A 19,915-nucleotide genomic window follows, 5' to 3' on the forward strand; every position below is an offset into this window, starting at 1 on the left:
AATGACTACCGAAATCACCGCCCCAGCAGATACCAAGATCGTGCTGGGCTCCAACCAGTACGGCAAGGCCGAAGTCCGCCTGGTCAAGATCACCCGCGACACCGTGCGCCACCAGATCCAGGACCTGAACGTCACCAGCCAGCTGCACGGCGACTTCACCGCCGCGCACCAGGACGGCGACAACGGCCGCGTCGTCGCCACTGACACCCAGAAGAACACCGTCTATGGCCTGGCCCGCAACGGCGTGGGCGCCATCGAGGAGTTCCTGGTGCAGCTGGGAAACCACTTCACTGGCGAATTCGATTGGATCACCGGCGGCCGCTGGGCAGCCCAGCAGTTCTTCTGGGACCGCATCAACGACCATGACCACGCCTTCTCGCAGAACAAGTCCGAAGTGCGCACCGCCGTGCTGGAAATCGACGCCGAAGGCAAGAAGTCCATCGTTGCCGGCCTGGAGGACCTCACCGTCCTGAAGTCCACGGGCAGCGAGTTCCACGGTTTCCCGGTGGACAAGTACACGACCCTGAAGGAAACCACCGACCGCATCCTGGCCACCGACGTGACTGCGCGCTGGCGCTACACCGGCCAGGCCATCGCCCAGGGCATCGACTTCGACGCGGTCTACACCTCGGTGCGCCACCTGCTGCTGACCCGCTTCGCCGACACCCACTCGTACGCGTTGCAGCAGACCATGTTCCAGATGGGGCAGGCAGTGCTCGAAGCGCATCCGGAAATCGCCGAAATCAAGATGTCCCTGCCGAACAAGCACCACTTCCTGGTTGACCTGGAAGTCTTCGGCCAAGACAACCCCAATGAGGTCTTCTTCGCCGCGGATCGCCCATACGGCCTGATCGAAGCGACGATCACCCGCGAAGGCACCGAGGCGAATCACCCCATCTGGGCCAATATTCCGGCATTTATCTAACTGAACGGCGTTGAAGGTGTGCCGGCGCTGGCACGCCGGCACACCTTTGGCAGCGACTGACGTAGGAGGTCAGCCTTGAGCGCTACACAAGATGAATCTATCAAAGGCAATCGTCCCGAGGACGCGAAGCTCCCTCTGGGGAAGTCCTTTGCCTATGGCCTGCAGCATGTCCTGACGATGTACGGCGGCATTATCGCCCCGCCGCTGATCATCGGAAACGCTGCCGGCTTGGCCCCGGACGAGGTGGGCCTGCTGGTCGCCTGCTGCCTGTTTGTCGGCGGGCTGGCCACCATCCTGCAAACCGTGGGCATCCCGTTCTTCGGGGCGCAGCTGCCGCTGGTCCAGGGCACGTCCTTCGCATCCGTGGCTACCATGGTGGCCATCGTCAACGGGGGAGGCGGAATCCAGGCGGTCTTCGGGGCCGTGCTCGTCGCAGCGCTGATCGGCTTCCTCATAGCGCCGTTCTTCGCCCGCATTGTCAGGTACTTCCCGCCGGTGGTCACCGGCGTGGTCATTACGATGATCGGCATCTCGCTGACCCCGGTCGCGGCCAACTGGGCCATGGGCGGGGACGCCAAGGCCGATGACTACGGGTCGCTGGCCAACATCGGCCTGGCCGCCGGAACACTGCTGGTGGTCCTGCTGCTGTCCAAGGTCGGCAATGCAGCGATTTCCCGCATGTCGATCCTGCTGGCCATCGTGCTGGGCACCGTCGCCGCAGCGCTGCTGGGCATGGCCGATTTCTCGCAGGTCGGGCACGGCGCGATCTTCGCCTTCCCGCAGCCACTGGCCTTCGGCATGCCGGTCTTCGAAATCGGCGGCATCATCTCGATGACCATCGTGGTGCTGGTGATCCTCACCGAAACCACCGCAGACATCCTCGCTGTGGGCGAGATCGCCGGATCGAAGGTGGATTCCAAGCGCATTGCCGACGGCCTGCGTGCCGACATGGCCTCTTCCGCAGTGGCGCCGATTTTCAATACCTTCACCCAGTCGGCCTTTGCGCAGAATGTCGGCCTGGTGGCCATCACGGGCATCACCAGCCGCTTCGTTGTCGCGGCCGGTGGCGGCATCCTCGTCGTGCTCGGCTTGCTGCCGATCCTCGGACGAGTGGTCGCTGCCATCCCGACTCCGGTGCTCGGCGGCGCAGGCATCGTGCTCTTCGGCACCGTCGCCGCTTCCGGGATCCGGACCCTGTCCAAGGTGAAGTACGACGGCATGAACCTGGTGATCGTCGCGGCATCGATTGCCTTTGGCTGCATCCCGATTGTGAAGCCGGACTTCTACGCTGGATTCCCCACGTGGTTCGAGACGATCTTCCACTCCGGGATTTCCTCGGCGGCCGTGATGGCCGTGCTGCTGAACCTGCTGTTCAACGAACTCAAGTTCGGGAATACAAAGGATGCATCGGTCTTCTCGGCGGCTCCGCCGCGCATGGTCAAGACCGAGGAGATCTGCGGATTGCTCGATGGCGACCACTACGTGGGCGGCAAGCTCATCGACAAGGAAGGCTACGAAATTCCGGTGGTCACACCCGATGAATTCGAGCAGATCCAGACCGGAGCCATCCAGATGCCTGTACCCAGGCCTGCCGAGACATCAGGGCACTGAGGAATCGGCCCCGTCCGAACCCGACGTCTACGACGAGCTCGATGACGAGAAGTAGCAGCTAGCGCGAAATGCTCGCAAACTCCGGTTTTCGGGCATTTTGCGCGAGCTCGAGCAGTTGCACTTCACAGCGCGAACAGCCAGGGAGCACCGCCGGACGAGTTTTCCGGGCACCTTGCGCAGGGCTGGCCCAAGTGCTGGACTGCGTTGGAAGTTCCGTGCAGGCACCGGACCAGTCAGGGGCTCCTGTGCGGCAGCGGGAGCATCGGCGTTTTGCGAGGGTCTAAGCTAGATGACTGTGAGTTCAGCAAATCTTTCCATCGGCGTTGACATCGGTGGCACCAAAATCCTTGCAGCCCTTGTGGATCAAGAGGGGAACGCCTTCGGACAAATCCGCCGCGAGACACCTGACCATGACGTGGCGGGGACCGAACGTGCCCTGGCTGAGATGATCCGCGAGCTCTCGAAGGGCAACGAAGGTCTTCCGGTGGGCATTGGAGCCGCGGGATGGATGGACCGCAAGGGGCAGAACGTGCTGTTCAGCCCCCACCTGTCTTGGCGCAATGAACCGGTGCGCGACCGTCTGATGCAGCTGGTAGGACATGAAGTGACTCTGGTCAACGACGCTGATGCGGCCGGCTGGGCCGAGCATCGTTTTGGCGCGGGCCGGGGCGAAAGCGACATGGTGTGCCTGACCCTCGGAACGGGGATCGGCGGGGCGGTCATCCTCGGAGGGCAAATCCACCGTGGCAAGTCCGGGATTGCTGGCGAATTCGGGCACCAGGTGATCGTTCCCGGCGGCCATCGGTGCGCCTGCGGAAACCGCGGTTGCTGGGAGCAGTACGCCTCTGGCAATGCCCTGGGCCGGGAAGGAGCCGAACTTGTGCGCAGCAAATCACCGGTGGCCTTCCGCCTGCGCGAGGCCGTGGGCGATGATCCGGACGCCGTTACCGGGGCGGAGGTAACTCGACTTGCCGCAGAGGGCGACCCGGCGTGCGCCGACCTCATTGCGGATATGGGCGAATGGCTCGGGTTGGGCATTTCGAATCTGGTCTCGGTTCTGGATCCGGGGACCATCGTTATCGGCGGCGGCTTGGGCGCGGCGTCGAAGCAACTGGTGGCCACCGCGGAGGAGACTTACCGCCGCACCCTCTCCGGCAGGGGCTACCGTCCCTTTGCGAAGATCAGCCAAGCCGAATTGGGTCCGGTGGCAGGCCTGATCGGGGCTGCTGATTTGGCGAGGTTCAATCAACAGCAATAAACATTGACAGGACATTAGGTCTTATCTAGGCTCAGGTTGTTATTCAACACGAGAGCGAGGTTCCGGCATGGTCCTGCCAGAGAAGCCGCCGCAGACCCGTGGCGGGCCGCTAGCAGTCGTTTTGGGAACCTACGCGGTCGCCATGTGCGGTACCACCATGCCGACCGCGCTGTATCCAATGCTCCAGGATGAATACGGCCTGAGCACCGCCGACTCGACCCAGCTTTTTGCGATCTACGCCCTGGTGGTGCTCACGGTGCTGTGCATCTTCGGTTCCCTCTCTGACGCCATTGGCCGCAAACCCGTCATGATTCTCGGGCTGCTCGCCTCGGCCGCCAGCGGGGTGCTTTATGCCGTGGCCACCGACGCGCCCATGCTGTTCATTGCCCGGACCCTGTCCGGGGTGTGCGCCGGGCTGGTCACCGGAACGGCCACAGCCTATTTGGCGGATCTGGTCTCCAGCTCCGGACGCGGTGCCGCCATTTCCAGCCTGGCGAATATGGCGGGACTAGGCAGCGGTCCGGCCTTGGCGGCATTTCTGACTTTCTTCTTCCCGGCTACCCCCATGATCGCTTTCAGCGTGCACGCGGTGCTTTCGGGCCTGTGCATCGTGCTGCTGGCCATGATCCCCGACAGTGTTGCGCACCGCCGGGGCGGATGGAAACTCAGCCGTCCGCTGGTGCCGCGTTTGGCACGACGGGACTTCTGCGTGGGCGGACTGATGACCCTGGGCTTTGCGGTCATGGGCGGCTGTACAGCCATGACGTCCATCCTGGTGGTCCGCGCCTTTGGGATTACCGACCTGCGCCTGCTGGGGCTCATCGGTTCGCTGATTTTCGCCGCCACTGCCGTGGGCCAGAAAGCGGGCGGGAAGCTGGTCAGCGAAAAAGTGCAGCTGGGCTATGCCGGGCTGGCGGTGGGCGCGGTGCTGATAGCTATTGCCCCGAGGTTGGGCGGGGGCCTGGCGGTCACGGTGTACCTGGTTGGCCTGGTGGTTGCTGGACTGAGCCATGGTGCGCTGTTCCCGGTGGGACTGGGCATCGTACTGCGGCGCATCGAGCTGCGGCATCGAGGCAGCGCCAGCTCCGCCTTCTGGGTACTGGGCTACGCCCTGACCGCACTTGGGGCGCTGGGGCTGGACTGGGTAGGGCAGATCAGCGGCGAATCGATGGCAGTGACCTGCTTCGGCGCAATCATCGCACTGTGCGCAATCGGGTGCGCCAGGCTTCATCGCCGCTGGGACGATTCTGCAAACTCGCGAATCCCTGCCGGACCCTAGGCCTGCGTGCGGCGGGCATTGCTGGCAGGACAGCCGAGCTCCAGACGAGCCCCGGCCTGCGTGTGGCAGAGAACACGTGGCTTGCCGGAATGAGGTGCAGCCGATCCTCGTTGGGCATTGATAGAAGAAAACCGTATCCGGCAATGGCCCGAACCAGTGGCCTCGGACAGATCTGAAAGGCAATCAATGACAGTTGCATCCCAGGAAATCCAGGCCGACACAGCAACGCTCAACGCCATTTTTGGCGAGGCGCGCACCGCTAACGCGTTCACCGGAGAGGTTACCGAGGAGCAGGCCCAGGAAATCTACGAACTGGCCAAGTTCGGTCCAACCGCGTTCAATTCCCAGCCGCTGCGCGTCACCTACGTGCGGTCAGGCGAAGCCCGCGCCACCCTGGTCGACGCGCTCTCCAACGGCAACAAAGCCAAGACCGCCGCAGCTCCGCTGGTAGCGATCCTCAGCTATGACACCGCATGGCACGAACAGTGGGACAACTTCCTGCCCGGCTACAACGCGCCCAAGGCCATGTACGATGCTGATGCGGACTTCACCGCATCCACCGGCAACAACAACGCACACCTGCAGGCAGGCTACTTCATGCTCGCCGCGCGCAGCTTGGGCTTCGCGGTGGGTCCAATGACCGGCGCAGACTTCTCCGCCATCGACGCATCGTTCTTCCCGGAAGGCGATCAGAAGAGCTTCCTGGTCGTGAATATCGGCCAGCCAGCCGCAAGCGAGATCGGCTCGCCAAAAGCACGCTTCGGCTACGAAGCAGTTGTCCGCACCGTCTAGGTGCATCGAGTACTTCGAAAACGGCATGCGCCAGAAGCCCGGAATTCACACGGTGAATTCCGGGCTTCTGCACGCCAGCGGGAGGATCCTAGGAGGTTGCGGCCAATGAAGTTTCCAGGGCCGCGTCGGCCTCAATGAGTACCTTGGCGGCGACTTCCAGGCCCTCAACGGCACCTAGCTCGGTGTCCTCGTGTTCGATGTTCACCATCATTTCCGGATCCACCTCGTGCAATGCGCGCAAGAACTCGGTCCAGAATGCGGTGCCATGTCCCTTGCCCAAAGCCACGAAGTCCCAGGCTGAATTCTTCGGCCACTCGTTCGCCCATTCATCCCCGCCGAGGTTGGTGCGTGGTTCGTCTTCGCCCAGTTTGCGGAAGCTGTTATCCAATACGCCCTGGATGGCCGCATTCGGATTGACGCGCACATCCTTGGCTGCTGCGTGGAAGACCCATGGGCCCAGGTCGCGGACAACGGCCACCGGATCCATCTGCTGCCAGAAGAGGTGCGAAGCATCCAGTTCAACTCCGATGTTGCTGGTACCGGCCCGCTTCAACAGCTCTCGAAAGCTTGCAGGGTTGAAGACCAGGTTCTGCGGGTGCAGCTCCAGAGCGACCTTGACTCCGTGTTCGACAGCCAGCTCATCGATTTCTTTCCAGAATTCCGCGGCAATCCCGAATTGATAGTCCAGCTGGTCCAGGGCTGCCGAATTCCAGGCATTGACTACCCAATTCGGGGTCGAAGCATTGGGGTCTCCAGCGGGCAGTCCGGACATGGTGACCACGCGGGTCTGGCCTAGGCGCGCGGCCAGCTTGATGGAGCGGCGAATGTCCTCGGCGTGCTTCTGGCCGATTTCGCGATTGGGGTGCAACGGGTTGCCGTTGCAGTTCAGCCCATAGATTTCCACGCCGGTGCCTTCGAATTGGGCGAGGAAAGCATCGCGAGCGATGTCGGATTCCAGGATCTCGTCGATGTTCGGCACGTGCACTGGGGGCAAGAAGCCGCCGGTATTCAATTCGATGCCGGTCAGCCCCTGGGCGGCAATGATCTCCAGGGCTTCGGCCAGCGGGCGGTTGTGGAGGATTGCGTTGTAGACTCCGAGTTTCACAGTGAAACCTTCTTTCCGTCATTGGCAGCGGACTGCACGACCGCCTGGAGGACCTGCATATTGTGCACGCCCTCGTCGAATGTTGCGTTGCTGGGAAGTGCATTGCCCAGGCCGCAGACCTCGTCGAGGAAGGCGCGCGCCTGGTAGCCGAAGGCATCATTCTGGCCGAAGCCGACACCTGGCGCATCCATGGGCAGTCCGCCACTGAGGTAGGCGTGTTCCGAGCCGAGATTTACCGTGCGGTAGCCGTTGGTTGCCGAAGGGCCCTCGGTGAGCATGATTTCGATTTCCGCTGGACGCAGCTGGCTGAAGCGTGCGGCGCCCTTCTCGCAAAAGACCTCGAAGGTCAGCGTATTGGGGTGGCCGGCTGCCACGCGGGAAACTTCCAGGCTGCCTGCGGCCCCGGCGAACTGTACGTTGAACGCCGCGTAGTCGTCGTTTTCTACCGGCTCGGACTTGTCGCTCAGTTCCACCAGATCGTGGCCGGTGACGGCGCCGGCTGGCAGGAAGCGTTCGGTGATGCTGGTGCTCAGCTGGCCGCCGCTGACCGAAAGAATCTCGCCGGCCAGGAATTCGGCAACGTAGGCCAGGTGGCTTCCCACATCGGCCAGTGCGCCCGAGCCTGGCTGGCCCTTGAAGCGCCAGCTCATCGGGGCCTGCGGGTTGTGGCCGTAGTCGGTCCAGTAGCGTCCGGAGAAATGCAGCACCTTGCCCAGGGTGCCATCGGCGATCAGGTTCTGGATCGTGGCGATGCCCGGGGTACGGCGGAAGGTGAAGCCAACGCGGGCCACGGAGTCGGCGTTGCGGGCCGCGGTGGCCATCGCTTCAGCTTCTTGAAGGGTGTCAGCCAGCGGCTTTTCGCACAAAACGTGCTTGCCGGCAGCCAGCAGGCCCTCGACTGCTTCACGGTGGAAACGGTTGGCAATAACTACCGAGACCACGTCGATATCTGGATCTGCGGCCACCTCTTGCCAGGAACCGAGCGCCTTTTCGTAGCCGTAGCGCTTGGCGACCTTGGCTGCGAGCTCGGTGTTCACGTCAGCCACGGCAACGTAGCGAAGCGGTGGCAAGTCGGAGCTGTAGAGGGTGGGTGCTGTGCGGTACCCAGCGATGTGGGACAGCCCGGCCATGCCGGCGCCAATGACGGCAATGCCGATGGTTTTTGTCATGGAATTCTCCTGGGTGAAAGCTGTTCATGGAATATTTTGGAGCGCTCCAAAAGAGTCTAGAACCTATTTCAGATCGCGGTCAAGGGGTCTGCAGGAGAAGGTTTGGAACTGGAAGGAATCATGGCCGGCGTGGTGCCGCGCAGGTGCCGCGCTCGATGAGCAGCGGCTCCATCAGCACGCGCTGGGCTTCGCGTTCGGGATTGGCGAGCCGGGAGAGCACCTGCTGGGCCACGTGCAATCCAAGCTCGTGGTTGCGGCTATCCACGGTTGTCAGGCGCAGCAGGTGGGTGCCGGAGAGCGGCGAGTTGTCGTAGCCGATGATTGACAAATCCCCAGGTGTCGACAGGCCGGCTTCCCGGGCGGCTGCCATGGCTCCCATGGCCATTGAGTCGTTGCCGGCCAAGATGGCCGTTGTTTCCGGGGCTTCGCCCAAAAGCTGCCGTGCGCACTGGTAGCCGGTGTCTTCGGTGGTCAGTTCGCTGACCGAAACTATGCGCTCTTCGAGTCCCGCGGCCTTCATTGCCTCCTGGTACCCGGCCAGGCGCAGCATCGAGGCTCCGCCGCCACCGGCGATGTGGCCAATATTCCGGTGGCCCAGCGAAACCAGGTACTCGATGGCTTGGCGTGCCCCGAGCCTGTCGTCACTGGACGAAATATCCGCGCCGCGAACCTGGGTGGCGCGATTGCCGGCCACAATGACCGGAACCTGCGCGGAAAAGCGCATGGCAGGAGTCGGTTCGGTGGCCAGTACCAAAGCCTCTACCCGGGTGCTGAGGAATCCATCGAGCGGGTCCGACTCGACGTGGGTGTTGAGTGCCCGGTCGGAAACTGCGATGCGCAATCCTGCGCTGGCCAGTCCTTCTTGGAGCCCGCGAAGAAGTTCCACGAACCAGACGTTGGTGTAGTCGTCGATGACTACGCCGACTGTCTGGCTCGTGCCGCCGGCAAGTGCCGTGGCGGCCTGGCTGGGGCGGTAATCCAGTTCCTTGATGGCGGCCAGTACTGCCGCGCGACGTGCTTCCGAGACGCTGGGGGAGCCGCGCAGCACCAGGGACACCAGCGACTTGGAAACACCTGCGGCCTGGGCAACGTCGTAGATGGTCGCTCGACGGCGTGCTGCGGCCACAGTTCCTCCTGGGGGTGTCGGTTGTTCTCGTTAAGAGCCTAGCGTTTTGCTCGAGCGCACGGCCGTGAGGGGGTGGATTCTGCTCGTCGAACTTCGCGGGCCACGCCATGAAGCCAAGACATGGCATGTGGAAATTTTTTTATTTTCAACGTCCGAAACAGATGGAATACCCCGGAATTCCGCGGATTTGTCCACACCATGTTACTCATGTTGTAAATATGTCAGTACAAACCTTTGACAGTGCCGAATTCATGGTGCAAAGTATTTCTTGTGGCACCGTTCACATCTTCGGCAGTTGGCCGATCCCTGAACTTCTGACTCGAAAGGACGTCGATCTGCGTGACTTACGACGTACTCACCCTCGGACGCATCAGCGTCGACGTGTATCCGAATGACATCGGCGTTTCCCTCGCGGATGTGAACACATTCAGCAAGTACCTCGGCGGCTCCGCCACCAACGTCGCCGTGGCGGCCGCCCGGCACGGCCGAGCAGCCGGTGTGATCACCAAAATCGGCGACGACGACTTCGGCACATTCCTGGAACGCGAATTGGACCGCTTCGGCGTGGACCGCACCCAGGTAGCCCGCGACGCCACGTTGCAGACGCCGGTCACCTTCTGCGCCATCATGCCGCCGGACGACTTCCCGCTGTACTTCTACGGACGCTTCCCGATGGCGCCGGACTGGAACATCGACAGCAGCGACATCGACCTCCAAGCCGTCAAGGACTCCAGGATCTTCTGGAGCACCGTCACCGGCTTGAGCCGCGAACCTTCGCGCACCGCGCAATTGGCGGCCTATGCCGCCCGCCCAGCAGATTCCCTGGCCCAGGGTCAGTTCACCATTCTGGATTTGGACTACCGCCCGATGTTCTGGGACACCGTGGAACAGGCCCGCGAACAGGTATCGCGTGCCCTGCCATCGGCCACCGTGGCCATCGGCAACGACACCGAATGCTCGGTAGCCGTCGGCGAAGGCACCCCGGATGAGCAGGCCGACCGCCTGCTGGAGGCCGGTGTGCAGATTGCCGTGGTCAAGCTCGGCCCCGAAGGGGTCATGGCCAAAACCCGCACCGAGCGCGTGGTTTCCGCGCCGGTCCCGGTGCAGACCGCTAACGGACTGGGTGCCGGAGATTCCTTCGGCGGCGCCTTCTGCCACGGACTGCTCTCCGGCTGGCCGCTGGAACAGGTGCTTGACTACGCCAATGCCGCCGGAGCCATTGTGGCCTCGAAGGTTGCCTGCTCCGACGCCATGCCGGACCCGGAAGAAGTCAATGCCCTGCTGGCCGAGCGCGGCCGCACCGTACCCGACTCCCAGAAAGACCTGGTCTAGATATGAAACAGGCATCAGAGCTGCCAGTGGACCGGGAAGACCCGCGCCGCTACGAATCCATCACCCGCCAGCGGCTGGAAGACCCGGCCTCGGTGCAGCGCGCCGCTTCGCTGCGCCGGAAGCACGCCGGCCCGGTGCTGGGACGGCAGAACTTCATCATCGCCGCCGACCACCCGGCCCGCGGCGCCCTGTCCGTGGGCAAGCGCGCCACGGCCATGGCCGACCGCCGCCAGCTGCTGGACCGGCTGCAGATCGCCTTGCAGAACCCCGCCTGCGACGGGGTGCTGGCCTCGCCCGATATCCTCGATGACCTGCTGCTGCTGGGCGCGCTGGAAGGCAAGCTGGTCTTCGGATCGATGAACCGCGGCGGGCTCACCGGCTTGGTCAACGAGATCGACGACCGCTTTACCGGGCACAGCGCGGCCGCCCTGGCTGCCCTGGGCGCCGACGGCGGCAAGATGCTCACCCGGATCAGCTACGAGGATCCGGACACCGTGAAAACCCTGGCCGCTACCGCCGACGCCGTGTCGGATCTGGCCCGGCACCAGCTGGTGGCCATGGTTGAGCCGTTCATCTCCAAGCGGGCCGAGGGCAAGGTAGTCAACGACCTGCGCCCGGAGGCAGTGATCAAGTCCATGGGCATCGCCTCGGGACTGGGCGAAACCAGCGCCTACACCTGGCTGAAGATTCCCGTGGTCCAAGAGATGGAACGGGTCATGGCCGCGACCACCCTGCCCACGGTCCTGCTCGGCGGGGATCCATCGGGCAGTCCCGACGAGGTCTTCGCCTCGTGGCAGGCGGCGCTGGCCCTGCCTTCGGTGCAGGGGCTGACCGTAGGCCGGACCCTGCTGTATCCCGAGGACGGGGATGTGGCCGCCGCCGTGGCAACCGCCGCATCGCTACTGGACACCACCGCAACCGTACGCAGCTGAGAAGGACGAAGCTCGATGACTACACGCACAATGACCGTTGCCCAGGCGGTCGTGGAATTCCTGGGCCGCCAGTACACGGTGGATTCCACCGGCGGCACGCACTACCGCGAACGGCTGATTCCGGGCATGTTCGGGATTTTCGGCCACGGAAATGTTGCCGGGGTGGGCCAGGCGCTGAAGCAGTGGCAGGCCAAGGACCCGAGCCTCATGCCGTACTACCAGGGCCGCAATGAGCAGGCCCAGTCGCACCAGGCCGTCGCCTACGCGCGGCACACCCGCCGGCGCGCCACCTACGCGGTCTCCACCTCCATCGGCCCCGGGTCCTCCAACTTGCTCACCGGTGCGGCGCTGGCCACCGCCAACCGCCTGCCGGTGCTGCTGCTGCCTTCGGACACCTTCGCCACCCGCGCCGCGGACCCGGTACTCCAGCAGCTGGAAATGCCGCACGGCTACGACATCACCGTCAACGACGCCTTCCGCCCGCTGTCCAAGTACTTCGACCGGGTCACGCGACCCGAGCAGCTGGCCAGTGCCTTGCACCACGGGTTGCGGGTGCTCACCGACCCCGCCGAAACCGGTGCGGTGACCATCTCCTTGCCGCAGGACGTGCAGGCCGAGGCCTTCGACTTCCCGGAAGAGCTCTTTGCCGAGCGCGAGTGGAAGATCCGCCGCCCGGCACCGGAATCCGAGGACATCGCGGCCGCCGCGGCCATGATCCGCGAAGCCAAGCGCCCATTGATCGTCGCAGGCGGCGGCGTGCTGTACGCCTACGCCACCGAGGAGCTGGCCGCCTTCTGCGAAGCCACCGGCATCCCCGTGGGCAATACCCAGGCCGGGGTGGGCGTGCTGCCGTGGGATTCCAAGTACTCCCTGGGCGCCATTGGCTCCACCGGCACCACCGCGGCCAATGCGCTGGCCGAGCAAGCGGACCTGGTCATCGGCATCGGCACCCGCTATGAGGACTTCACCACCGCCAGCCGCACCGCATTCCAGAACCCGGAGGTGAAGTTCGTGAACATCAACGTCGCCGCGCTGGACGCCTATAAGCACGGCACCGTGCTGCCGGTGGTCGCCGATGCCCGCAAAGCGCTGATCGCGCTGCGCGAGGCGCTGACCGGGTACCGGGTCGAGGGGGCCCTGGAAGTCCAGGCCGCCACCGAGAAGCAGCGCTGGGACGCGACCGTTGATGCGGCCTTCGCCGAGCGGCTGAGCCCGCTGGTCAGCCAGAACGCCATCATCGGAGCGGTGAACCAGGCCATGGATCCGCGCGATGTGGTGGTCTGCGCCGCCGGCTCGCTGCCCGGGGACCTGCACAAGATGTGGCGGGTCTCCGACCCGTTCGGCTACCACGTGGAATACGGCTTCTCCTGCATGGGATACGAGATCGCCGGCGGGCTGGGCATCAAGCGCGCCGCCCTTGCTGAAACCGCGCGAGGTTCCGAAGAGTCCCGCGACGTCGTGGTGATGGTGGGTGACGGCTCCTACCTGATGATGCACACCGAGCTGGTCACCGCCGTGGCCGAAGGCCTGAAGCTGATCACCGTGCTGATACAGAACCATGGCTACGCCTCCATCGGAGCCCTGTCCGAATCACTGGGCTCCCAGCGTTTCGGCACCAAGTACCGCACGCTCGATGCCCAGCGCCACAGCTTCGATGATGGTGCGACCTTGCCAGTGGACCTGGCTGCCAACGCCGAGTCGCTGGGCGTGAAGGTCATCCGGATCGAGCCCGGGCCCCAAGCCATCGATGAGCTCTCGGCGGCCATCGCCCAGGCCAAGGCCGCGCCCGAGGGTTCGGGACCGATCCTGATCCACATCGAATCCGACCTCTACGCCGATGCTCCCTCCAGCGAGTCCTGGTGGGATGTGCCGGTCAGCGAGGTCGCCGAGCTGGACTCGACCACCCAGGCCCGCAAGACCTACGCCGAGCACAAATCCCGCCAGAAGCCCCTGCTGGGCTAGGCGCACCGCACCAGACCAACTCGAATACCGAAAGACGTGAACCCATGACTGCTACCGCTACCGAAGTCACCGAAATCCTGCACTACATCAACGGCAAGCCCAGCGCCGGCACCGGCACCGCCACCCAGCCGGTCTACAACCCGGCAACCGGAGAAATCACCGGCCAGCTGCACCTGGCCAGCGGCGAGGACCTGCAGCAGGCTGTGGCCGTGGCCAAGGCCGCCTCCGAAACCTGGGGCGAAGTATCGATCGCCAAGCGCAGCAAGATCCTCTTCCGCTTCCAGCAGCTGCTCACCGAGCACACCGGCGAGCTGGCCCGCATCGTCACCTCCGAGCACGGCAAGGTCCTCTCCGACGCCGCCGGCGAGATCAGCCGCGGCATCGAAGTGGTGGAGTATGCCTGCGGCATCTCCCAGGCGCTGAAGGGCGAATACTCCGACCAGGTCTCCACCGGCATCGACGTGTTCTCCTTCCGCCAGCCGTTGGGCGTGGTCGCCGGCATCACCCCGTTCAACTTCCCGGTGATGGTGCCGCTGTGGATGGCACCGGTGGCCATTGCCACCGGCAACGCCTTCATCCTCAAGCCTTCCGAGCGCGACCCTTCGGCCGCCTTGCTGATCGCCGAGCTGTTCAAGGAAGCCGGCCTGCCCGACGGCGTTTTCCAGGTGCTGCACGGCGGCAAGGAAACCGTGGACGGGCTGCTCACCCACCCGGATGTGGATGGCATCTCCTTTGTCGGTTCCACTCCGATCGCCAAGTACGTGCACGAAACCGCCACCAAGCACGGCAAGCGCGTGCAGGCCCTGGGCGGAGCGAAGAACCACGCGGTGATCATGCCCGATGCCGATATGGACTTGGCCGCCGACCACATCAACGCCGCCGCTTTCGGCTCCGCGGGCCAGCGCTGCATGGCCATCTCCGTGGCCGTCGCCGTGGGCGATGCCGCCGACGGCCTGGTGGACAAGCTCGCCGAGCATGCCCGCAACGTCAACGTCTCGAACGGCTTCGATGAGACGGCGGATATGGGACCGGTGATCACCCCGGCCTCGAAGTCCCGCCTGCAGAAGATCGTTGGCGAGGCGCAGGAAGCTGGCGCCGCGCTGGTCATCGACGGACGCGACCTGGTGGTCAAGGACCACGAGAACGGGTTCTTTGTCGGCCCGACCATCATCGACAAAGTCAGCCGCGAGATGAGCGCCTACACCGAGGAGATCTTCGGCCCGGTACTGGTGGTGCTGCGCGTAGACAGCCTGGAAGAAGCCATCGAAGTGGTCAACGCGAACCCCTACGGCAACGGCACGGCCATCTTCACCTCCTCCGGCGCCCACGCCCGCACCTACACCCGCCGCATCCAGGTAGGCATGGTCGGGGTCAACGTGCCGCTGCCGGTGCCGGTTGCCTGGCACTCCTTCGGAGGCTGGAAGGACTCGCTGTTCGGCGAGCACCACATCTACGGCCCGGACGGCGTGCGCTTCTACACCCGGGGCAAGGCCATCACGCAGCGCTGGCCGGAGCCGGCCCAGGGCACGGCCGCCACCTTCAACTTCCCCTCCAACTAGGCACCTTGAACAGAAGATAAGGTACGCACCATGGCACAGAACATCACCATTGGGACTGCCCCCGACTCCTGGGGAGTCTGGTTTCCCGATGATCCCCAGCAGACACCCTGGCAGCGCTTCCTCGACGAAGTGGCTGAAGCCGGCTACAAGACCATTGAACTGGGTCCCTACGGGTACCTGCCCACCGACCCCGCGCAGCTGGCCGACGAGCTGGCCGCCCGCGACCTGAAGGTCTGCGCCGGCACCGTCTTCACCGCCTTCCACCGCGGTATCGACGGCAGCGCCAGCGCCTGGGAAGAAGCCTGGGAGCCAGCCCGCAAGGTGGCCGAGCTGACCGCCGCCATGGGAGGCGAGCATATTGTGGTGATCCCTGCCATGTGGCGCGACGACGTCACCGGCCAGGCCATCGAATCGGGCACCCTGGACGGTTCGGCCTGGGATTCGCTGGCCAAGGGCCATGACCGGCTGGGAAGGATCCTGCAGGAGGAATTCGGCCTCAAGCAGCAGTTCCATTCCCACGCCGACTCCCACGTCTGCGGCCAGGGCGACATCGAGAAGTTCCTTGAGCTCACCGACCCGCAATTCACCACCCTGTGCCTGGACACCGGACATGCCGAATACGGTGGAGCTTCCAGCGTGGACTTGATCCGCCGCTTCCCGGAGCGCATCGGGTACCTGCACCTGAAGCAGATCAACCCGGACATCCTGGCCACCGTCCGCGCACAGGACATGACCTGGGCCGCGGCCAACTTGGCCGGGGTGATGTGCGAACCGCCTTCCGGGTTGCCTGACCTCAACGAGGTCTTGAAGGAAGTGGAGAAGCTGGGCCGTCCGATTTTCGGAATTGTCGAACAGGACATGTACCCGGTGGCCGACTTCTCGGTGCCGCTGCCCATCGCCACCCGCACCCGCGACTACCTGCTCAGCTGCGGCTCGCGCAGCCGCGTCTAAGCAATCCCCACCTAGCCAAGAATTCTTGAAAGGACATATCGTGCCAGATAACCTGCGCGTCGCCGTCGTTGGAGCCGGGCGCATGGGCGCCGACCACATACAGCGGATCCACCACCGTATTTCCGGAGCCGAAGTCGCGGCCGTTGTCGATATCGACACCGACCGGGTCGCTGCGGCCATCGACGGGATCCCGGGTGCCAAGGGCTACGCCGACCTGTCCGCGGCGCTCGCCGACGGCGAGGTCAACGCGGTACTGCTGGCGACCCCCGGCTTCCTGCACCACGATGCACTGCTGGCGGTGCTCGAGGCAGATATTCCGGTGCTGTGCGAAAAGCCGCTGACCCCCGATGCCGCTTCCTCCTGGGAGATCGTCGAGGCCGAGGCCAAGCTGGGCCGCAAGCGCATCCAAGTGGGCTTCATGCGGCGCTTCGACGCCGAGTACCGGCAGCTGCGCCAGCTGATCGAGGACGAGAGCCTGGGCGAATTGCTGGTGCTGCACCACCAGCACCGCAATCCCTCCACCCCGGAGGGCTTCACCAATGAGATGCTGATCAACGACTCGGTGGTCCACGAATTCGACGCCATCCGCTACTTCACCGGTGACGAGATCACCTCGGTGCAGGTGCGCTTGGGCAAGGCCACCCGCAATGCTCCCAACGGCCAGCACGACCCCCAGCACGTGCTGCTGGAAACCTCGACCGGAGTGCTCGCCGACGTGGAGATCTACGTCAACGCGAAGTTCGGCTACGAGGTGGCGACCCAGGCTTCCTTCGAGGAGGGCATCGTGTCCATCGGCAATGACGCTGGACCGTATGTGCGTACCGCCGGGCAGTGGGGCGGCAAGGTCGCCCCCGGCTTCGAGGAGCGTTTCGGCGCCGCCTACGATACCGAAATCCAGTCATGGGTGGACGCCGCGCTGCGAGGCGAATTGGGCGGGCCCAGCGCCTGGGACGGCTACGCCACTGCGGCCTGCTGCGAGGCTGGAGTCGAGGCCCAGCGCACCGGCGAAAAGGTGGCAGTCAAGCTGAACAGCAAGCCGGATCTCTACAGCTAAGGGCATCATGAAATACGCACTGGACCCGACCCCGTTCCATTCCACCCATTCGCTGCTCCAGTTCCCGGAACTGGCAGCGGAGCTGGGCTATGACAGCATCCAGCTGACACCGCATGCGGACATGATTCCGTTCTTCACCCACCCCAAGGCCGACGATGACCTGGTCGCGCAGCTCGCGGCCCGTTGCCGGGCTTCCGGGGTGGAGATCGCTTCGGTGCTGCCGGTACTGCGCTGGGCCTCGCCCGATGAGAATTTGCGCCAGGCCGCGGTGCGCTACTGGAAGCGCGCCATCCAGATTGCCGTGGATCTCGGCGTGAACCAGATGAACACTGAATTCTCCGGGCGGCCGGAACGCGCCGAGGAGTCCGAGGCGGCATTCTACCGCTCCATGGAAGAGCTCGTGCCAATCATTGAGCGCGAGGGCATCAATGTGGCCATTGACCCGCATCCGGATGATTTTGTCGAAGAAGGCCTGGCCGCTTGGCGGGTGATCCGCGGGGTGAACTCGCCGAATCTGTCCTTCGTCTACGTTGCTTCGCATTCCTTCCACATGAAGGACAAGCCGCTGGATATCATGCAGGCAGTGGGAGAGCGGCTGCGCGTGGTGCACGTGGCGGACACCATGAACCATCATGCCTCGCACGGGTTGCGCTACATCACCAACCCGCCGGGCAATGCGGTGCGCGTGCACCAGCATCTGAAGCTTGGCGATGGCGACGTGAACTGGGACGAATTCTTCTCCGGCCTCGTGGCCAACGGATTTGCCGACCGCCAGGACAGCGTGATGGTCTCCTGCGTTTTTGCCGAGAACGAGAACGCCGTAGCAGTCGCCAAATACCAGTTGGAGCAGATGCGCAGCCGCGTTGACGCTGCCCGTGCCGTGCGCGCCTAGCCAAACCGGCTTCCCGAGCCGAATTGCAACATGACGAAAGCCGAATCCGCAAGGGTTCGGCTTTCGTCGTCCTGCCAGGGGCCATCCTGCGCAGAAGGCGGATCCAGCAAGAGCCGCAAAATGCCGTGATGATCTGTGGGCATGGTCCCGGGAAGTGGCGGACCGGGAGGCTGCGGCAGTCCAAAAAGCAGTATCCGCCAGGACAAAATGTCCAAGAATGCTTGCCCGGAAAACACTGATGACGTATTGTCCTTACATAAGGGCTGTGAAGCCCATCACTTTCAATTATCGACGGGGCCGGAATAATGCTCAATGGCCCCCGCCGCACCGAGTGGAGGAAGCCGGATCGCAGTTGATCCGATGGATGGCCGCAGGCCAGCCACGCTTCCACCCGGGCAATCCAAAGGAGTCCCCATGTCCAGTGCGCAGAGTGCTTCTGCAGAGTCGAGTCTGCCGCCCCTTAGTCCGGGCCCCCATGCAAAACGTCTCGGTTTAATCTCCATCGTTGCCTGTTTCGGCGGCCTGCTTTTCGGCTATGACACAGGTGTTGCCAACGGTGCTGAAGGCCCGATGGCCGCCGAGCTGGGCCTGAATCTCCTGCAGATTGGCGTGGTGATCAGCTCGCTGGTCTTCGCCGCCGCAATTGGCGCACTGGTCGGTGGGCAGATCGCTGACGTGTGGGGCCGGCGGAAAACCATCATCATGCTGGCAGTCCTCTTCTTCGCGGGAAGCCTGCTGGTTGTCTTTTCGCCTGCTGGACCGGAACTGGGAACGTTCTCGCCCTTTGGCTACAGCATGCTGATTGCCGGACGCATCATGCTCGGATTGGCCGTCGGCGGCGCATCTACGGTCGTACCGGTATACCTGGCTGAACTGGCACCGTATGAAATTCGCGGCTCGATCACCGGCCGCAATGAGTTGGCCATCGTCTCGGGCCAGCTGGCCGCCTTCGTCATGAACGCGATCATTGGAACCGTTCTGGGCGGGACCGTGGATGGCATCTGGCGTATCATGTTCGCGATTTGCGCCTTGCCGGCATTGGCGTTGTTCTTCGGCATGCTGCGCATGCCTGAATCCCCTCGCTGGCTCGTGGAAAAGCGCCGCTATGCCGAGGCGTTGCGGGTGCTCAAGACCGTGCGCTCGCCTGAACGCGCACTGGCCGAAGTCCACGAGATCGAGATTGTCGCCGACGAGGAAAAGCTGGCTAACAAGCCGGTGGGCATCAAAGCGGTGCTGAAGAACAAATGGCTGATGCGCATCATCGCCATCGGCATCGGCGTTTCCATGACTCAGCAGCTCACGGGCATCAACTCGATCATGTACTACGGCACGCGCGTGCTGGAAGAATCCGGGATGTCAGAGCAGCAGGCAGTACTGGCGAATATCGCCTTTGGCGTGGTTGCTGTCATTGGCGGAATTATCGCCCTGCGCAACATGGACCGCATGGACCGCCGCAAGACGTTCCTGATTGGCCTGTCGCTGACCACCACCTGCCACTTGCTGGTGGCTATCGCGGGCATGCTGCTGCCAGTTGGCAGCCCGATCCGGCCAGTGGTGATCCTGATCCTGGTGGTTGCCTTCGTGATGTCCATGCAGACATTCCTGAACGTGGCCGTCTGGGTATGGCTGGCTGAAATCTTCCCGCTGCATATGCGCGGACTGGGCATTGGCATCTCGGTATTCTTCGGCTGGACGACCAACGGCGTGCTGGCACTGTTCTTCCCGTCGCTGGTCTCCGGGATCGGGATTACCGGATCCTTCTTCATCTTCGCTGGCATCGGTGTGCTGGCACTGTTCTTCGTAGCCACTCAGGTGCCTGAAACCCGTGGACGCTCGCTGGAAGCGCTGGAAGAGGATGTTTCCACCGGAGCGATCTACCACGTCAAGCCTGTGGTCAACGCCTGAATCCCGGCGCATCGCTGAGCTGGCAAGCCCAGCCCCCGCCGCATGGCAAGGGGCTGGGCTCGC

General features: G+C 63.9%; 16 protein-coding genes. 13 read left to right on the plus strand and 3 right to left on the minus strand.

Annotation, left to right across the window (positions count from 1 at the left end):
• Position 1: 1 nt before the first annotated feature.
• The 5 genes from pucL to ACP3TE_RS07590 all read left to right on the plus strand — a co-directional run bounded on the left by pucL (position 2) and on the right by ACP3TE_RS07590 (position 5,865).
• Positions 2-925 (plus strand): factor-independent urate hydroxylase, encoded by a 924-nt coding sequence (gene pucL / locus ACP3TE_RS07570; protein WP_332486323.1) that lies wholly within the window; start codon positions 2-4, stop codon positions 923-925.
• A 75-nt stretch (positions 926-1,000) separates the two neighbouring features.
• Positions 1,001-2,536, plus strand: a complete 1,536-nt coding sequence (locus ACP3TE_RS07575; protein ID WP_105656556.1) for a nucleobase:cation symporter-2 family protein — start codon at positions 1,001-1,003, stop codon at positions 2,534-2,536.
• Between the two features lie 295 nt (positions 2,537-2,831).
• On the plus strand, positions 2,832-3,794 hold the full coding sequence (locus tag ACP3TE_RS07580) for an ROK family protein (RefSeq protein ID WP_286134082.1): 963 nt from the start codon (positions 2,832-2,834) through the stop codon (positions 3,792-3,794).
• A gap of 67 nt (positions 3,795-3,861) precedes the next feature.
• A complete protein-coding gene (locus tag ACP3TE_RS07585) occupies positions 3,862-5,073 on the plus strand; it encodes an MFS transporter (protein WP_426735903.1) in 1,212 nt (403 codons plus the stop codon).
• A 186-nt stretch (positions 5,074-5,259) separates the two neighbouring features.
• The gene (locus tag ACP3TE_RS07590; RefSeq protein ID WP_332486328.1) at positions 5,260-5,865 is read left to right on the plus strand and encodes a malonic semialdehyde reductase; all 606 of its coding nucleotides are present in this window, start codon (positions 5,260-5,262) and stop codon (positions 5,863-5,865) included.
• Between the two features lie 88 nt (positions 5,866-5,953).
• On the opposite strand, the gene ACP3TE_RS07595 is transcribed toward ACP3TE_RS07590, so the two are convergent.
• From ACP3TE_RS07595 to ACP3TE_RS07605, 3 genes are all read right to left on the minus strand, one after another.
• Positions 5,954-6,970, minus strand: a complete 1,017-nt coding sequence (locus ACP3TE_RS07595; RefSeq protein ID WP_332486330.1) for a sugar phosphate isomerase/epimerase — start codon at positions 6,968-6,970, stop codon at positions 5,954-5,956.
• Positions 6,967-8,139, minus strand: a complete 1,173-nt coding sequence (locus ACP3TE_RS07600; protein ID WP_332486332.1) for a Gfo/Idh/MocA family oxidoreductase — start codon at positions 8,137-8,139, stop codon at positions 6,967-6,969. The genes ACP3TE_RS07595 and ACP3TE_RS07600 overlap by 4 nt, the downstream gene beginning before the upstream one ends.
• 118 nt (positions 8,140-8,257) lie before the next feature.
• Positions 8,258-9,265: a LacI family DNA-binding transcriptional regulator gene (locus ACP3TE_RS07605; RefSeq protein WP_332486334.1), complete on the minus strand. Its 1,008-nt coding sequence runs from the start codon at positions 9,263-9,265 to the stop codon at positions 8,258-8,260.
• 339 nt (positions 9,266-9,604) lie between these two features.
• Here ACP3TE_RS07605 and iolC point away from each other — a divergent pair, with 339 nt between their 5' ends.
• The 8 genes from iolC to ACP3TE_RS07645 all read left to right on the plus strand — a co-directional run bounded on the left by iolC (position 9,605) and on the right by ACP3TE_RS07645 (position 19,852).
• Complete coding sequence (iolC, locus tag ACP3TE_RS07610; protein ID WP_332486336.1) at positions 9,605-10,597, plus strand: 5-dehydro-2-deoxygluconokinase; 993 nt, start codon at positions 9,605-9,607, stop codon at positions 10,595-10,597.
• Between the two features lie 2 nt (positions 10,598-10,599).
• On the plus strand, positions 10,600-11,529 hold the full coding sequence (locus tag ACP3TE_RS07615; protein ID WP_105656548.1) for a Cgl0159 family (beta/alpha)8-fold protein: 930 nt from the start codon (positions 10,600-10,602) through the stop codon (positions 11,527-11,529).
• A gap of 30 nt (positions 11,530-11,559) precedes the next feature.
• Positions 11,560-13,491, plus strand: coding sequence for a 3D-(3,5/4)-trihydroxycyclohexane-1,2-dione acylhydrolase (decyclizing) (iolD, locus tag ACP3TE_RS07620; protein ID WP_426736209.1), 1,932 nt, complete (start codon positions 11,560-11,562; stop codon positions 13,489-13,491).
• 44 nt (positions 13,492-13,535) lie between these two features.
• Positions 13,536-15,050 carry a CoA-acylating methylmalonate-semialdehyde dehydrogenase gene (locus tag ACP3TE_RS07625; protein WP_332486339.1) on the plus strand — a complete coding sequence of 505 codons (1,515 nt, stop codon included), beginning with the start codon at positions 13,536-13,538 and terminating at the stop codon, positions 15,048-15,050.
• A 30-nt stretch (positions 15,051-15,080) separates the two neighbouring features.
• The gene (locus tag ACP3TE_RS07630; protein ID WP_105662240.1) at positions 15,081-16,001 is read left to right on the plus strand and encodes a sugar phosphate isomerase/epimerase family protein; all 921 of its coding nucleotides are present in this window, start codon (positions 15,081-15,083) and stop codon (positions 15,999-16,001) included.
• A gap of 40 nt (positions 16,002-16,041) precedes the next feature.
• Complete coding sequence (locus ACP3TE_RS07635) at positions 16,042-17,055, plus strand: Gfo/Idh/MocA family protein (protein WP_426735907.1); 1,014 nt, start codon at positions 16,042-16,044, stop codon at positions 17,053-17,055.
• A gap of 7 nt (positions 17,056-17,062) precedes the next feature.
• The gene (locus ACP3TE_RS07640) at positions 17,063-17,947 is read left to right on the plus strand and encodes a sugar phosphate isomerase/epimerase family protein (RefSeq protein ID WP_105656543.1); all 885 of its coding nucleotides are present in this window, start codon (positions 17,063-17,065) and stop codon (positions 17,945-17,947) included.
• Positions 17,948-18,361: 414 nt separating this feature from the next.
• Positions 18,362-19,852 carry a sugar porter family MFS transporter gene (locus ACP3TE_RS07645; RefSeq protein ID WP_426735909.1) on the plus strand — a complete coding sequence of 497 codons (1,491 nt, stop codon included), beginning with the start codon at positions 18,362-18,364 and terminating at the stop codon, positions 19,850-19,852.
• The last annotated feature ends 63 nt before the right edge of the window (positions 19,853-19,915 follow it).

Origin of the sequence: Glutamicibacter sp. 2E12, assembly GCF_050030965.1 — a bacterium.
Taxonomy (GTDB): Bacteria; Actinomycetota; Actinomycetes; order Actinomycetales; family Micrococcaceae; genus Glutamicibacter.